Origin of the sequence: Arthrobacter sp. RAF14, assembly GCF_052114185.1 — a bacterium.
Classification (GTDB): domain Bacteria; phylum Actinomycetota; class Actinomycetes; order Actinomycetales; family Micrococcaceae; genus Arthrobacter_E.
Map to the genome: position 1 here is coordinate 103,193 of NZ_JBFREG010000005.1, position 14,582 is coordinate 117,774.

The window sequence follows — 14,582 nt, forward strand, 5'->3', positions numbered from 1 at the left end:
CGAGTGCAATGTTGAGGGGGAGATCACTTCCCCAGAACCTCGTCCAGCGGTGCCTTCAGGGTGTTGTAGTCGCTCGAATCGACCGGCAGCAGCTGACCCTCCAGCACCAGGGACGGGGTGCCGCGGAGGCCGAGCTCCTTGGCGTCGTCGAGGTCGCGCTGGACGCGGTTCGCGATGGCCGGGGAGGTGAAGTCCTTGTTGAAGCGGTCCATGTTCAGGCCCAGCTTGCGGGCGTACCCCGTGAAGGTCTCGGCCTGGCCGGAGGTGGACTTGGCCCAGTCGGCCTGCTTGCTGAACACGAGGTGGCCCATCTTCTCCAGGGCGCCCTGTTCGGCCGCGGCCTCCACGGCCTTCGCCGCCAGCGGCGCGTTCTGGTGCATGGGCAGCGGGAAGTTGCGCACCACGATCCGCACCTGCGAACCGTATTCCTTCGTGGCGCGCTCGATCAGAGTGTCCATCTTGGCGCAGTACGGGCACTGGTAATCGGTGAAGAGCACCAGGGTCGTCTTGGGCTTCGCCGGATCGGTGAGGGTCCGGGCGTCCGTGGGAACCAGTTTCGCCATGAGCGCCGCGGATGGCGTGGCCGGTGCGGTGCCGGCTGCGCTCGCGGACGGCACCGGAGCGCTCGACGACGACGGCGCCGCGCAGGCTCCCAGCATCCCGGCCGCGACGACCAGGGACAGCGAGGCGAGGAGGGTCTTGGCGGTCGATCCGGGCTTCTGGCTGCGCATCAGTCTTCTTCCATCGTCACGTTCGGCTTGCGAGTGAGCCTAACGAGCGCGTCGTGAGGGGGCCAAGTTTCGTGAGGCGGGCAACAGGGGGCGAGCGGTTCCTCGGTGCCGTGGACCGGGGGTGGCGCGGGGGGAGGTGAGATGGTGCGGGCGCGGGGCAGAGTTGGGTTGCACGGGCACGGGCACGGGCACGGGCACGGGCACGGGGCGCCGAATGTGGGCGATCGTGCGCCGAGCGATGCCGAGTCCGCTATGGATGGGGTGAGTTCGCTACCAGTTGTAGCGAACTCACCCCCTCCATAGCGGACTCACGAGTGGGTGGAGTGCGCGGTCGGCGGGGTGCGCGGTGGGCGGGGAGCGCACCCGGACCCCGCCCCGACTCCGGTGCCCCAGCCCGCCCGGCGCCGGCCCGGGCTCACCCCGCCCCCGCACCCCGGGAATGTGACAGCGGAGCCTCCGCCGGCGTTGTCGGGCGGGTATAAACTGAGTGACACAACGAACGACAGGGGAGCGCCGCCACCGCAGGGTGTGTGGGCGCTGAGAGTGCGGAGCAACCGCAGACCCTCGAACCTGATCCGGCTAGTACCGGCGCTAGGGAGTCGAGCATCTCAGAACGTGCCTCCGGGCACCTCCCCTCCTGTAATCCCAGGAGGATGACAATGACTACTCAGGCTATTGCGCAGCGTCGTGGCTGGCGCGTGGTGGACATCGTGGTGGCGGCGCTGATCGCCGTGGCCGGGGGCGTGCTGTTCTGGGCCTGGTCCCAGGGCGCGAACCTGATCACCCCGCTGACCGCCGCCTACGCCCCGCTTTCCGGCCTCTACGCCGGTGGCTGGATGATCCCGGCCGTGCTCGGCGGGCTCATCATCCGCAAGCCCGGCGCCGCTCTCTTCTGCGAGGCCGTCGCCGCGAGCGGTGAGCTCATCATGGGATCGCAGTACGGCCTCACCGTGCTGATCTCCGGGCTGCTGCAGGGCCTCGGCGCGGAGCTGATCTTCGCCGCGTTCCTCTACCGGAAGTTCAACCTGCCCACCGCCGTGCTGGCGGGCGCGGCCTCCGGCCTGTTCTGCGGCCTCAACGACTGCTTCCTGCCCTGGGGCTGGAACATCGCCTACGACGGCACCGCCAAGTTCCTCTACATCCTCTTCTGCATCATCTCCGGCGCCGTGATCGCGGGCGCCGTCTCCTGGGTGGCCACGCGAGGCCTGGCCCGGACCGGCGCCCTGTCCTCCTTCGCGTCCCGCAAGGCCGGTGCCGAGCCGGTCTTCGGCTGAGCATGGCCTCTTTCGCCAGCGCCGTGACCCCGGCCCGGGTCACGGCCCGCGACTGGGGCTGGCGGCATGGCGGGCGCAGCCGCGCCGCCGTGGCCGGGCTCGACCTGGACCTGGAACCGGGGGAGAAAGTCCTCCTGCTGGGTCCGTCCGGCGCGGGCAAGTCGACGCTGCTGCACGCCCTGGCCGGTGTTCTCGGCTCGGCGGAGGACGACGACGCCGACGAGTCCGGCGCGCTGCTGATCGACGGCCGCTCTCCCCGCGACGCCCGGGGCCGGGCCGGATTGGTGCAGCAGGATCCGGAGACCCAGGTGGTGCTCGGCAGGGTGGGCGACGACGTGGCCTTCGGCGCGGAGAACCTCGCGGTGCCTCCCGCCGAGATCTGGCCCCGCGTACGCCAGGCCCTGGAGGATGTCGGGCTCGGGTCCCTGCCGCTGGACCACCCGACGCACGCCCTGTCCGGCGGCCAGAAGCAGCGCCTGGCGCTCGCCGGGGTGCTCGCCATGCGTCCCGGACTGGTCCTGTTGGACGAGCCCACCGCCAACCTCGATCCCGCCGGCGTGCTGGAGGTCCGGGACGCGGTGATCCGTGCGGTGACCGCCTCAGGCGCGACGCTGCTCGTGGTGGAGCACCGGGTGGAGGTCTGGAAGGACGCCGTGGACCGCGTGGTGGTCCTCGGGGCAGGGCCCGACGGGCCGTCCGGGATGGTGGCCTCGGGTGATCCCGACACCGTCCTCGAATCCCAGGGCGAGGCCCTGGCGGCCCAGGGAGTCTGGATCCCCGGCCGGGTTCCGGTGCTGACGGGTGCGGCGCCCGGTGCCGGAATGCCTTCGTCCTCGTCTTCTCCCCTCTCCTCGTCCGGCGACGTCGTGCTTCTGGAGGCCAGGGACCTGGCGGTGAGCCGGGCCGCGGTCTCGCGCCGCGGTTTCGGGTCCCGGAAGGCCGCGCCCGTGCTGAGCGGCGTCGAGCTGGATCTCCGGGCCGGCCGCGCGCTCTCGGTGACCGGACCCAACGGCGTGGGCAAATCGACCCTGGCCCTCACGCTGGCGGGCCTGCTTACCCCGGCCGCGGGCGCCGTCGTCGGTTCGTCCGAGCTGCTGGCCGCGGGGGAGGCCGTGCCCCGGCGTCCCGAGCCATACCGCTGGAAGGCGAAGGAACTGATCACGCGGATCGGGACGGTGTTCCAGGAACCCGAGCACCAGTTCGTCACCGGAACCGTGCTCGACGAGCTGCGGTTCGGCCCCCGGCAGCTCGGCCGCGGGGAGGAACGGGTGGACGAACTGCTGCATCGTCTCCGGCTCGACGGGCTGGCCGACGCCAATCCGTACACCCTCTCCGGAGGTGAGAAGCGGCGGCTGTCCGTCGCGACCGTGCTGGCCGCCCACCCGCGTCTCCTGGTCCTCGACGAACCCACCTTCGGGCAGGATGCCCGCACCTGGGCCGAGCTGGGTTCGCTGCTGCTGGAACTGCTCCGGGACGGCGTCTCGATCCTTTCCGTGACCCACGACGCCGACTTCACCCGTGCGCTCGGCGCGACGGAGCTGGTGCTCGGGGGTGCCACGGGAGCCGTGCTCGCCGGTGCGGCGAGTGCTGAACGAACCGGGCACGGACCCGCGAAGGGGGACGCATGAGCATCGGGGTTGAGAACCGCGGGGCGCTGGACCCTTATGCCGCCGCCCGGGCGGAACAGCCGCTGCTGGGGAGAGCCAATCCGCTCGCGAAGTTCGGAGCCCTGGCGATCATCACCGTGGCGCTGGTCTGGTCCATCGACTGGCTGTCCGCGGGGATCGCGGTGCTCTGTGAACTCCTCACGCTGCCCCTGGCCGGGCTGAACCTCCGTCTCCTGTGGAGCAGGGCGTGGCCTTTGGTGGCGGCAGCCGTCCTGGGTGGATGGAGCACGGCGGTGCTCGCCCCGGACAAGGGGCCGATCCTCTTCAGTTTCGGGATCTGGACCATGGGCGAGCACTCCTTGCTGCTGGGTCTGGGGTTCCTGCTCCGAGGTCTGGCGATCGCGCTGCCCGCGGTGATCGTGATGGCCTGCACCGAACCGACCGACCTGGCGGACGCTCTGGCCCAGTTGGCCCGGCTGCCGCACCGCTTCGTCCTCGGGACGCTGGCGGCGCTCCGTCTGGTGGGCCTCATGGTGGAGGAGTGGCAGACCATCGGGATGGCCCGTCGGGCCCGAGGGGTGGGCACATCCGGGAACCTGCTGTCCGGGATCGCAGCCAAGCTGGGCCAGAGTTTCGGGCTGTTGGTCCAATCGATCCGCCGGGCATCGCGACTTGCCGTGACCATGGAGGCGCGTGGCTTCGGCGCGGGTCCGCGGACCTGGGCGCGCCCGTCCCGACTCTCCGCCGTGGACCTGTGGGTGGTTCTCGGAGCGTTGGTGATCGCCGGGCTGTCCGTGGGTTTGTCCGTGCTGTTCGGCGCCTGGCACGTGGTGTACTGACGCGGTCGGTATGTGGTCCGGGCAGCCGGATCGTGACGCGGAATCCGGGAAGAAATATCGCACAATATGACTTGGGTATCCCATATTCGAGCCACCGGACCGGTGATTTGCCTCCGGGTAACTCACATCTGATATATTCGTGCTCATGACTGAGACGATGGATCATCTGGCTTCCTGGCTTCGCGACGCCCGCAGCGACAAGGGCTGGACTCAGGGGAAACTGGCCGAGGAGCTGGGTACCAGCCAGAGCGCCGTGGCCCGCATGGAGACCGGCAAGCAGAATCTGAGCCTGCGCATGATCCGTCGCCTGGAGGATCTGTTCGAGGCCACGCTCCTCACCCCGGCGCGGCCGCGCGTGACCCACCTGCGAGTGGAGGGCGGACATCAGCTCAGCGGAGCGGTGGACGTCAACAGCAGCAAGAACGCCGGCGTCGCGCTTCTGCTGGCCAGCCTCATCAACCGTGGCACCACCACGCTGCGCCGTCTGGCGCGCATCGAGGAGGTCAACCGCATCGTCGAGGTGCTGGCGAGCATCGGCGTCGAGTGCACCTGGCTGAACGAGAACGACCTGCAGATCCGCCGCCCCGCCGTCCTGGACCTGGACGCCATGGACGTGGATGCCGCCCGCCGCACCCGCAGCGTCATCATGCTCCTGGGACCCCTCCTGGACGAGCGCGAGGAGTACCAGCTGCCCTACGCCGGCGGCTGCGACCTCGGCACCCGCACCGTGGAGCCGCACATGCAGGCCCTGCGCCAGTTCGGCCTTTCCGTCGAGGCGAAGTCCGGCTTCTATCTGGTCCAGGCCCCGGAGGCCGACAGCAAGGACCGCACCTTCGTGCTGACCGAACGCGGCGACACCGTCACCGAGAACGCCATCATGGCCGCGGCCCACCGCACCGGCACCACCGTGATCCGCAACGCCAGCCCCAACTACATGGTGCAGGACCTCTGCTTCTACCTGCAGATGCTGGGTGTGACCATCGAGGGCATCGGCACCACCACGCTGCGCATCACCGGCCGCACCAACATCGACCAGGACATCGAATACTTCCCGTCCGAGGACCCCATCGAGGCCATGAGCCTGATCACCGCGGGAATCGTCACCAACTCCGAGGTGACCGTACGCCGCGTGCCGATCGAGTTCATGGAGATCGAGCTGGCGTTCCTGCAGCACATGGGCCAGGAACTCGAGATCTCGGGCGAGTACGTGGCCCGCAACGGCCACACCCGTCTGGTGGACGTCACCACGAAGCCCAGCGTCCTGCACGCTTCCGTGGACAAGATCCACCCCATGCCGTTCCCGGGCATGAACATCGACAACCTGCCGTTCTTCGCGGTCATCGCGGCCAATGCCGAGGGCCAGACCATGATCCACGACTGGGTCTACGAGAACCGTGCCATCTACCTGACGGAGCTCAACCGTCTGGGCGCCAACGTGCAGCTGCTGGATCCGCACCGCATCTACGTCAACGGCCCCACCAAGTGGCGCGCTGCGGAGATCGGCTGCCCCCCGGCCCTGCGCCCGGCCGCCTGCCTCCTGCTGGCCATGCTGGCCGCCCGTGGCACGTCCACCCTGCGCAACATCTACGTGATCGAGCGCGGTTACGCGGACCTGGCCGACCGCCTCAACTCCATCGGCGCCCGGATCGAGTACTTCGAGGACTGATCCTCCGCCGCTTCCCCCACCACGCACGCGAACCGCCACTTGATGCCCGTATCCACCCCGGAAAAGGGCATCAAGTGGCGGTTCGCGTGCGTGGTCAGGGAGCGATCGCCGGGGAGAATAGGGGGATGAGTTCCATCCACCAGCGCTTCTGGACCCTGCCTGGCCTGCTCGGCAAACATGTGGCACGACTGCCATGGTGGGTGGTGTTCCTGGTGGGTCTAGCCTCTCTGGCGGGCGGCCTCTGGCTCTTCCTGCATCCGCTCGGGGCGCTGACCCGGATCGAAATCTACGCCGGGGTGGGGTTCGTCCTGTCCGGTCTGGACGACGTGGCGGATGCCGCGCAGGAGGCCCGGGCCGGAAAGTCGCGACGCCGGCTCTGGCCCATGCTCCTGGGCCTCATCTGGGTCGCGGCCGGCCTGGTGGTCCTGCTGATCCCTCTGCCGTCCGCGGCGCTGGTGTACCTGGCCGCGCTCACCCTGCTTTCCAGTGGGGCCACCCGCCTGGTGGAGGTCCTGCGGAACCGTTCCGACGCTCCGTGGCAGGACCTCTTCCGGAGCGTGCTGGACCTGGTCCTGGCCTCCTTCTGCGCGGTGCTGCCGGGCACCGGGGCCACGGTGCTGGCCTTCGCCTTCGGCCTCCGCAGCGTCCTGGTGGGTCTGAAGATCGCCGTCCTGTCCGTGACGAAGCTGCGCCGGGCCCAGTCTTCTGCGGCCGCTTCCCCGTCCGCCTCCGCGGCGCGAGACGCCAGTTGAGCACAGTCCTGAGCACCCGGACTGTGCTCAGCTGGCTTCTCGCGAGAGGGGAACGGGATGTTCGACCTTGACGTGATCGGGGCCGGGCTGCCTTTCGCCGCGGCCCTGGGGGAGCTGGCCGCCGCGCTGGGCGGACCGGACGGGTCCGCTTCCGGCCGGGCGGACGACGACGCCGGGCCCGCCGCGGTGGTGCAGGCGCCGCCCGGCACGGGCAAGACGACCCTCGTCCCCCCTCTGGTGGCCACACTCGCCGCCGCGCGAGCCGGTGGAAGGCGCCCGCGCGTCGTCGTGACCCAGCCGCGAAGGGTGGCAGCACGAGCCGCGGCGGCCCGGCTGGCGGCCCTGGACGGCAGCCCGCTGGGGCGGAAGGTGGGTTTCACGGTCCGCGGCGAGCGGCAGGCCGGGCGCGACACCATGGTCGAGTTCGTGACGCCGGGGATCCTGCTGCGCCGTCTCCTGGCCGATCCGGGTCTGGACGGCGTGGACGCCGTGGTCCTGGACGAGGTGCACGAACGCGCCCTGGAGAGCGACCTGCTCTTCGCCATGCTCGCCGAGCTCCGGCAGCTCCGCGACGATCTGCTGGTGGTCGCCATGTCCGCCACCCTGGACGCCGCGCGGTTCGCCGCGCTGCTGGGTGGTTCCGCAGGCCCGGTGCCCGTGGTGGATTGCCCCTCCGCCCTGCATCCGCTCGAGGTGGCGTGGGACCCGTCGCCCGTGGCCCGGATGGACGAACGGGGTGTGACGCGGGGATTCCTGGATCATGTGGCGGACACCGCCGCGCGTGAGCACCGTGCGGCGCTCGCGGCGGACCCGGACGTCGACGCCCTGGTGTTCGTGCCCGGTGCTCGCGAGGTCCGGCACGTCGCCGAGCGGCTCCGGGGCCGGGTTCCCGGCACGGAGGTCCTTGAACTGCATGGTCAGATCGGCCCCACGGAACAACAGAGGGCCGTGTCCGGGCGGCGTCCCGGCGACGGGCCGCGGATCGTCGTCTCCACGTCGCTCGCCGAGTCCTCGCTGACCGTTCCGGGTGTGCGCCTGGTGATCGACTCGTGCCTCAGCCGCGAGCCCCGCAGAGATGCCTCGCGGGGCATGAACGGTCTGGTCACGGTGGCGGCGTCCAGAGCGAGTGCCGCACAGCGTGCCGGCCGCGCCGCGCGGCAGGGGCCGGGGCGAGCGGTCCGCTGCTGCGACGAACGGGCTTTCGCGGCCGCTCCCGCGCAGCCGACGCCGGAGATCGCCGCGGCCGATCTGACCGAGGCCGCACTGGTGCTGGCCTGCTGGGGTGCGCTGCCCGGAGTGCTCGCCGGCGCGGACGGCCCCGAGCGGTTCGCCCTGCCCGACGCGCCGCCGCAGGCCGCTCTGCGAGACGCGGTGTCCACGCTGACCGCACTCGGGGCCGTGACCACGGACGGCCACGCGAACGACGAGGGCCGCGTCCTCGCCGCCATCCCCGCCGACCCGCGCCTGGGCCGCGCCCTGTTGGAGGGCGCCGCGCTGCTGGGCGCCCGTCCGGCGGCGGAGGCGGTGGCCTTGGTGGCGCGGGAGTTCCGGGCGCCCGGGGCGGATCTGGGCAGGCTGCTGAGTGGCCTGCGTTCCGGACAGGACCCGCAGGCGCGGGCCTGGAAGGACGAGGCCCGGCGTTTCGAAAGGATCGCGGACTCTTCGCCGGCGATGACCGCCTCGTCCGGCACGACGACGTCGGCCCCCGCCCGGGCGGTGCCGCGCGGGGAGGAGGTGGGCGCCGTCGTCGCGCTCGGCTTCCCGGCGCAGGTGGCACGCAGGGTGCCGGGCGAGCGGGAAGTGTTCCTGCTGGCGTCCGGGACGCGGGCGGCGTTGCCGGCCGGAAGTCCGCTGGCCGGACACGAGTGGCTGGCGGTGGCGGAGGCGAGCCGCGCCGCAGGTCGTGAGGCTGCCGGGACCGGGGCCGTGATCCGGGCTGCCGCGGCGATCTCCGGGGAGACGGCCGCGCTCGCGGCGTCACCTCTGCTTGCGGACGGTGTGGAGGCGTCCTTCGAGGGCGGCCGGGTGGCCGCGCGGAAGGTCCGCCGGCTCGGGGCGATCGTTCTGTCGTCCACTCCGGTGAAGCCGGGCCCCCGGGAAGGCCATGCCGCCGTCCTGGGTGCTGTGGAGCGGGACGGGCTCGAAGTCATCGGCTTCCCCGGCCCGGCGGACGCGCTCCGGCGTCGGCTCGCGCTGCTGCACCGGGTGCTGGGGGAGCCGTGGCCGGACATGTCGTCGGCGGCGCTGCTGGCCCGCGCCGAGGAGTGGCTGGGGAGCGAACTCGATGCGCTTGCCGGCGGGGCGTCCGTGAAGGGACTGGCCTTGGTGGATGCGTTGCGGAGGCTGCTTCCCTGGCCGGAGGCCGTGCGTCTGGAGGAGCTGGCGCCCGCGGAACTGGAGGTGCCGAGTGGGCGACAGGTGCGCCTGGAGTATCCCGAGGTGGAGGAGTCCCCGGACGGGGACGCCCCGGTGCCCCAGCCGGTGGTCGCGGTGAAGCTGCAGGAGTGTTTCGGCTGGGCCGAGACGCCGCGTCTCGTGGACGGCCGGGTGCCTGTGGTGTTCCATCTGCTGTCCCCCGCCGGGCGGCCGCTGGCCGTGACGGCGGATCTGGCGTCATTCTGGTCCGGACCGTATGCGCAGGTCAGGGCCGAGATGCGCGGGCGTTACCCGAAGCACCCCTGGCCGGAGGACCCGTGGGCCGCCGTCGCGACGGCCCGCACCAAGAACCGGATGGGCGGGTAGGGCCGGCCGGAGGCCCGGCGGCCCGGCCGCCCCGCCGTCGTCGGTCAGTGTGCGACCAGCGCCATCAGGGCCGCCATGACCACCGCGACGGCGACGCCGATCAGCACCGGGCCGGCCCAGGTCCCGGCCGGCACGGCGAGGCCCCGCTGCACCCGGTTGAGGCGGGCCAGGGCCGGGTCGGAGCCCGCATTCGCATGATCCGCCGGGGTGGCGTAGGGATCGATGACCGCGACGGCGGGGTCGGCGGGATTCAGGCGCAGCCACGCACCGCTGGAAGTCTGCGGTGAAGCCGACGCGGGGAGCCGGACGGCCACGGGCAGGACGCCCCGCTCGGGGGTGTTCGCCGTGAAGAGCGCCGTTTTGAACGTGGCGCGCCGTCGCGCCGGCATGACGCGCACCAGGACGGCCGACGCCGCGGGCCACGCCGCCCCGCCCGCGGAAGCCATTGCGGCGGAGTCGCAGTCATCAAGCCTCCGCTGCAGGTTCCGCTCCTCCGAGGCCATCAGCGGGATGAGCACCACCATGATCACGGTCGAAAAGGCGGCGGAGAGTCCGAGCAGCACGGGCAGGGCGACGCTGCTGCTATGCCGATTCAGGCCCAGCAGCAGTCCGGCGAACGCACCGAGCACCAGCCCCACGGAGATTGACAGGCACAGCAAGGCGATGCGGAAGACGCGGCGCTGACGCTCTGGAATGGTCTGCATGCCACCAGTCTATCCAGACGATGGGCTTATCCGAGTGTCTATCGGGAGCCTCCCGCACACAGCTGCGGCCCGGGCATCGCCCGGGCCGCAGCCTGCACGTCGCGAGTGGCGGAGACCGCCGTCGGGAAGCTACTTCTTGAAGATGTCCTTGACGTTCTCCACGGCGTCGGCCGCGGCGTCCTTGACCTTCTCGCCGGCCTGCTTCAGACCGGCCGAAGCCTGGTCCTTCTGGCCCTCGGCTTCGAGGCGCTCGTCGCCGGTCGCCTGACCGGCGGCTTCCTTGGCCTTGCCACCCAGCTCTTCAGCCTTGTTGTTGATCTTGTCGCCGATACCCATGATGTCCTCCTCGTCAGCGGGCTCGTGGCCCTTGGTCGAATCCTGGAACGGGCGGTAAGAGAATGGCTCTCCCATCAACCGCTACGCCGTGAAGCGATACTTCAATCCTCATCACACTTGTTCTGGGTTCGCAACCGGGGAAACTCCCAGGAACCGCCGAAACCCCCGGAATCCTGCCGATCCGCGCCGTGTTCGCGCTCCGCTGAACCGGTGCGTCGGCCCTCGGACGCGGACGGCCTGCGTGGGGGTGGCGCCGCGCACCGGCGTTGCGGATGCCCGATTCCGCCCGTCAGGCGTTCCTGAAGCGCCCGGATCCCCGGCGCGGTCCGGAGCGCTGCCGACGACCGTCCCGGCACGATACGGTTCCGGCATGGACAATGCCGCCCCGGACACCGCCCTGCCCGTGCTGGACCTGCCCGCCGCCCTTCAGCGCGTGGAGCAGCTGCTGCGCACCGGAGACCGTGTCATCCTGGGCCTCGCCGGGTGTCCCGGAGCCGGGAAGACCACGCTCTCCACGCAGCTGGTGGCGCACTTCGGTCCGGAGCTCGCCGTCGCCGTGCCTCTCGATGGCTACCACCTGGCCAACGTGGTGCTGGAACAGCGCGGCCTGCGCCACCGCAAAGGTGCGCCCGAGACGTTCGACGGCGCCGGCTACCTCGCGCTGCTGCGTCGCCTCCGGGCCCGTGACGAGGAGGTGGTGTTCGCCCCCGAGTTCCGGCGCGAGATCGAGGAACCCGTGGCCGGCGCCATCCCGGTGCCGCGGGCGGCCCGTCTCATCGTCACGGAAGGCAATTACCTGCTGCTCCCCGACGAGCCCTGGGCCGGTGTGCTGCCCCTGCTCGACGAGGCCTGGTCCGTGGAACCGGACGAGGACCTGCGGGTGGATCGTCTGATCGCCCGTCATGAGGCCTTCGGCAAGAGCCCCGAGGCGGCACGCGCCTGGGCGCTCGGCACGGACGAGGCCAACGCCCGGCTGATCCGTGCCGCGCGAGGGCGGGCCGCCGTCGTCGTCCGGCCCGGCTGAGCGGGAGACGGGAAGGCCGCCGGCGGAGCTAGGCCGCGCCGTCGCGGGGGAGGACCATGAGGTGGATCGGCAGCTCGAGTTCGGGGTGCCAGGGGGCGGAGATGGTCGCGATGATCTGCCAGCCGCGCCGCTGATAGAGCCGTACCGGCCGCTCTGCGGACGCGACCACGTCCAGCACCGGCCAGCCGTCCGCCGCGGCGGCCCGCGTCGCGTGCTCCAGGAGGGCGGACCCCGCGCCGGATCCCGCGTACCCGGGGTCGGTGAACAGCACGCTCACGCAGCGCAGCTCCTCGACCGGCGCGCCCACCGCCTCCGACCACAGGCGCCCTTCGACGCCGCCGTCCGCGTGGGTCACCGCCACATGACCCAGCAGCGTTCCGTCGGCGGCTTCGGCCACCCAAGAGGCCAGCTCGCCGTCGCGCACCAGGAAGGATTCGGCCCCGCCGGGGAACGGCCAGACGAAGGGGTACCTGCTCGCGGGCTGCTGCCGTTCGAGCAGTTCGGCGAGGGCCGGGATGTCGCCCGGGACGCGGGGACGGATGGTGAACTCCATGATGCCTCAGCCTAGAGGAGCAGGGCGGCCGGTGGGCTCAGTGGTTCATCGGATCAGGCCTGCGGCGCGGAAGGCGCGGTCGTAGATCTCCCGGATCACGGACTCCTTGCGGGCGTTGTACTCCATGGAGTGTTCGCCCGCGGCGGCCGCCTCCGCCGAGGCGCGCAGCTTCACCGATTCGTAGAGCTCACGGTCGCCGGGATTCGCCCGCAGCCAGTCCCGGAAGATCCGGTGCTTGACCGGTTCCGGGCTGTCCGGGCCGAAGACATGCAGGTGGCAGGCCGGATCCTGCCGGGCGAGCATCCGGTGGCCGAACCACCACGGCTCGCGGACCCGCAGCACGAATCCCTGCTGTTCGAGTGCCGGGAGGTAGTCCTCCTCGCGGTCCGGATCGGCCACAATCAGATCGATGTCGATGGTCGGCTTGGCGGAGAGGCGCGGCACTGAGGTGGAGCCCACATGCTCGACGGCGAGTGCGCGCCAGCCGAGCGCGGCGCGGATCCGCGCGGCCAGGGCCTCGAACAGCTCCGGCCACTCGTCCCGTGGGGGCACCACGGCGATGCCGGGGCTCGGCCCGACGCCGTTCACATAGGGATCGGCGCCCTCGGGGACCGGGGGTTCCTCGAAGCTGACGATGCTCTCTCTGCTCGGCATGGGGCCATCCTTCCACGGCCGGCCCTTGACCGTTTGCGACCGATCCGCTGCGGCCTCTTGCCGCAGCCCCGCGAATCACGGACGGTGGTGCCCACGAACCCGTCACCGGCCGCGAAGCCCGCCGTCGCGCGCCTGGAACCGAGAGGAACCCATGACCTCGCTCTCCCAGCATCTGCTGCCCGCCCTCGCCGAAGGCCTGCCCGGAGCCACCCCGGTGACCGTGCCCTCCTACGACCGCTCGCAGCTCAGGGCGGGGATCGTCCACTTCGGCATGGGCGGCTTCCACCGGGCGCACCAGGCCATGTACCTGGACGACCTCATGAACCAGGGCAAGGCACTCGACTGGGCCATCTGCGGGGTCGGCGTCCTCCCGGGCGACCGCCACATGCTGGACGTGATGGAGGCACAGGGCCACCTCTACACACTGGTCATCAAGCACCCGGACGGCCGCCGCGAAGCCCGCGTCATCGGCTCGATCGTAGACTACCTCTTCGCCCCGGACGACCCCGAGGCGGTCATCGAGAAGATGGCCTCCCCGGAGATCCGCATCGTCTCGCTCACCATCACCGAGGGCGGCTACAACTTCCACCACGTCACCGGCGAGTTCGACGACGCCGCCCCGGCTGTGCAGGCCGACCTCGACGAGGGTGCCGTGCCCGGCACGGTGTTCGGCCTGGTCACGGAGGCACTCGCCCGCCGTCGTGCGCGCGGAGTGGCGCCCTTCACGGTCATGTCCTGCGACAACATCCAGGGCAACGGCGACGTGGCCCGGAAGATGTTCACCGCGTTCGCCCGGCTGAGGGACCCGGAGCTGGGTGCCTGGATGGAGGCCGAAGTGCCGTTCCCCAACTCGATGGTGGACCGCATCACCCCCGTCACCACGGACGCGGACCGGGCCACGGTCCAGAGCGACCACGGGTACACGGACGCCTGGCCCGTGGTCTGCGAGCCGTTCACGCAATGGGTGCTGGAGGACCACTTCGTCCCCGCCGGTTCGGGGCCCGGCCGCCCGCCGTACGACGAGGCCGGCGTGCAGCTGGTGCCGGACGTGGAACCGTACGAGCTCATGAAACTCCGCCTGCTCAACGCGAGCCACCAGGGCATGGGCTACTTCGGCTACCTGGCGGGTCACCGCTACGCGCATGAGGCCGCCCAGGATCCTGACCTCGCCCGCTTCCTCCTGGACTACATGGACCGCGAGGCCACCCCCACGCTTCGTCCGGTGCCCGGTGTGGACCTGGACGCGTACAAGCGCCGGCTGATCGAACGGTTCTCCAACGAACACATCCGGGACACCCTCGCCCGGCTCTGCGCGGAGAGCTCGGACCGCATCCCCAAATGGCTCGTCCCGGTCATCCGGGAGAATCTCGCGGCGGCCGACGCCGGGGAGGAGCGGGAGGTGGGCCGCAGCGCCGCGGTGGTGGCCTCCTGGGCGCGGTACGCGGAAGGGGTGGACGAGGCGGGGGAGCCGATCGCCGTCGTCGACCGCCTGAAGGAGCCGCTCATGGCGGCCGCGGCACGGCAGGCGGACGAGCCGCTGGCGTTCGTGGCCCAGCGCGAGGTGTTCGGGGACCTGGTGGATGATCCGCGGTTCACCGAGCCGTACCTGGCCGCCCTGGCGAGCCTGCACGAGCGGGGCGCGCGTGCCACGGTGGCGGACCTGGCCGGTCCTGCCGGTCGCCCCGGACGGGAAGGCTGAG

Annotated in this window: 13 protein-coding genes and 1 riboswitch; of the genes, 8 read left to right on the forward strand and 5 right to left on the reverse strand. The window is 71.3% G+C overall.

The features are described from left to right. Positions 1 to 23: 23 nt before the first annotated feature. Entirely contained in the window at positions 24 to 731 is a 708-nt protein-coding gene (locus tag AB4Y75_RS12770; protein ID WP_441436256.1) for a DsbA family protein, read from the reverse strand. Between the two features lie 494 nt (positions 732 to 1,225). Then, positions 1,226 to 1,346, forward strand: a riboswitch (TPP riboswitch). Between the two features lie 44 nt (positions 1,347 to 1,390). Between AB4Y75_RS12770 and AB4Y75_RS12775 the strand changes: the two genes are divergently transcribed. From AB4Y75_RS12775 to hrpB, 6 genes are all read left to right on the forward strand, one after another. After that, positions 1,391 to 2,005: an ECF transporter S component gene (locus AB4Y75_RS12775; protein ID WP_441436257.1), complete on the forward strand. Its 615-nt coding sequence runs from the start codon at positions 1,391 to 1,393 to the stop codon at positions 2,003 to 2,005. A gap of 2 nt (positions 2,006 to 2,007) precedes the next feature. Next, complete coding sequence (locus AB4Y75_RS12780; protein ID WP_441436258.1) at positions 2,008 to 3,633, forward strand: ABC transporter ATP-binding protein; 1,626 nt, start codon at positions 2,008 to 2,010, stop codon at positions 3,631 to 3,633. Further along, positions 3,630 to 4,451, forward strand: a complete 822-nt coding sequence (locus AB4Y75_RS12785; protein WP_441436259.1) for an energy-coupling factor transporter transmembrane component T family protein — start codon at positions 3,630 to 3,632, stop codon at positions 4,449 to 4,451. Before AB4Y75_RS12780 ends, AB4Y75_RS12785 begins: the two co-directional genes overlap by 4 nt. 145 nt (positions 4,452 to 4,596) lie before the next feature. Next, a complete protein-coding gene (locus tag AB4Y75_RS12790; RefSeq protein WP_441436260.1) occupies positions 4,597 to 6,117 on the forward strand; it encodes a UDP-N-acetylglucosamine 1-carboxyvinyltransferase in 1,521 nt (506 codons plus the stop codon). Positions 6,118 to 6,242: 125 nt separating this feature from the next. Continuing rightward, the gene (locus tag AB4Y75_RS12795) at positions 6,243 to 6,869 is read left to right on the forward strand and encodes an HdeD family acid-resistance protein (protein ID WP_441436261.1); all 627 of its coding nucleotides are present in this window, start codon (positions 6,243 to 6,245) and stop codon (positions 6,867 to 6,869) included. A gap of 57 nt (positions 6,870 to 6,926) precedes the next feature. Then, a complete protein-coding gene (gene hrpB, locus AB4Y75_RS12800; protein WP_441436262.1) occupies positions 6,927 to 9,611 on the forward strand; it encodes an ATP-dependent helicase HrpB in 2,685 nt (894 codons plus the stop codon). Between the two features lie 44 nt (positions 9,612 to 9,655). Here hrpB and AB4Y75_RS12805 read toward each other — a convergent pair whose 3' ends face one another. Continuing rightward, the gene (locus tag AB4Y75_RS12805; RefSeq protein ID WP_441436263.1) at positions 9,656 to 10,315 is read right to left on the reverse strand and encodes a hypothetical protein; all 660 of its coding nucleotides are present in this window, start codon (positions 10,313 to 10,315) and stop codon (positions 9,656 to 9,658) included. A 129-nt stretch (positions 10,316 to 10,444) separates the two neighbouring features. Further along, the gene (locus AB4Y75_RS12810; protein ID WP_441436293.1) at positions 10,445 to 10,651 is read right to left on the reverse strand and encodes a CsbD family protein; all 207 of its coding nucleotides are present in this window, start codon (positions 10,649 to 10,651) and stop codon (positions 10,445 to 10,447) included. Positions 10,652 to 11,021: 370 nt separating this feature from the next. Here AB4Y75_RS12810 and AB4Y75_RS12815 point away from each other — a divergent pair, with 370 nt between their 5' ends. Continuing rightward, positions 11,022 to 11,675, forward strand: coding sequence for a nucleoside/nucleotide kinase family protein (locus AB4Y75_RS12815; RefSeq protein WP_441436264.1), 654 nt, complete (start codon positions 11,022 to 11,024; stop codon positions 11,673 to 11,675). A gap of 28 nt (positions 11,676 to 11,703) precedes the next feature. Here AB4Y75_RS12815 and AB4Y75_RS12820 read toward each other — a convergent pair whose 3' ends face one another. Together AB4Y75_RS12820 and AB4Y75_RS12825 are read right to left on the reverse strand one after the other, a co-directional pair. Next, positions 11,704 to 12,228 carry a GNAT family N-acetyltransferase gene (locus tag AB4Y75_RS12820; RefSeq protein WP_441436265.1) on the reverse strand — a complete coding sequence of 175 codons (525 nt, stop codon included), beginning with the start codon at positions 12,226 to 12,228 and terminating at the stop codon, positions 11,704 to 11,706. Between the two features lie 45 nt (positions 12,229 to 12,273). Further along, a complete protein-coding gene (locus AB4Y75_RS12825) occupies positions 12,274 to 12,882 on the reverse strand; it encodes a GrpB family protein (RefSeq protein WP_441436266.1) in 609 nt (202 codons plus the stop codon). A 151-nt stretch (positions 12,883 to 13,033) separates the two neighbouring features. Here AB4Y75_RS12825 and AB4Y75_RS12830 point away from each other — a divergent pair, with 151 nt between their 5' ends. Then, positions 13,034 to 14,581, forward strand: coding sequence for a mannitol dehydrogenase family protein (locus AB4Y75_RS12830; protein WP_441436267.1), 1,548 nt, complete (start codon positions 13,034 to 13,036; stop codon positions 14,579 to 14,581). Position 14,582 lies beyond the last annotated feature (1 nt).

Coding starts and splice junctions, on each gene's coding strand:
- AB4Y75_RS12770 (WP_441436256.1), bottom strand. CDS start 731: ATGCGCAGCCAGAAGCCCGGATCGACCGCCAAGACCCTCCTCGCCTCG.
- AB4Y75_RS12775 (WP_441436257.1), top strand. CDS start 1,391: ATGACTACTCAGGCTATTGCGCAGCGTCGTGGCTGGCGCGTGGTGGAC.
- AB4Y75_RS12780 (WP_441436258.1), top strand. CDS start 2,008: ATGGCCTCTTTCGCCAGCGCCGTGACCCCGGCCCGGGTCACGGCCCGC.
- AB4Y75_RS12785 (WP_441436259.1), top strand. CDS start 3,630: ATGAGCATCGGGGTTGAGAACCGCGGGGCGCTGGACCCTTATGCCGCC.
- AB4Y75_RS12790 (WP_441436260.1), top strand. CDS start 4,597: ATGACTGAGACGATGGATCATCTGGCTTCCTGGCTTCGCGACGCCCGC.
- AB4Y75_RS12795 (WP_441436261.1), top strand. CDS start 6,243: ATGAGTTCCATCCACCAGCGCTTCTGGACCCTGCCTGGCCTGCTCGGC.
- hrpB (WP_441436262.1), top strand. CDS start 6,927: ATGTTCGACCTTGACGTGATCGGGGCCGGGCTGCCTTTCGCCGCGGCC.
- AB4Y75_RS12805 (WP_441436263.1), bottom strand. CDS start 10,315: ATGCAGACCATTCCAGAGCGTCAGCGCCGCGTCTTCCGCATCGCCTTG.
- AB4Y75_RS12810 (WP_441436293.1), bottom strand. CDS start 10,651: ATGGGTATCGGCGACAAGATCAACAACAAGGCTGAAGAGCTGGGTGGC.
- AB4Y75_RS12815 (WP_441436264.1), top strand. CDS start 11,022: ATGGACAATGCCGCCCCGGACACCGCCCTGCCCGTGCTGGACCTGCCC.
- AB4Y75_RS12820 (WP_441436265.1), bottom strand. CDS start 12,228: ATGGAGTTCACCATCCGTCCCCGCGTCCCGGGCGACATCCCGGCCCTC.
- AB4Y75_RS12825 (WP_441436266.1), bottom strand. CDS start 12,882: ATGCCGAGCAGAGAGAGCATCGTCAGCTTCGAGGAACCCCCGGTCCCC.
- AB4Y75_RS12830 (WP_441436267.1), top strand. CDS start 13,034: ATGACCTCGCTCTCCCAGCATCTGCTGCCCGCCCTCGCCGAAGGCCTG.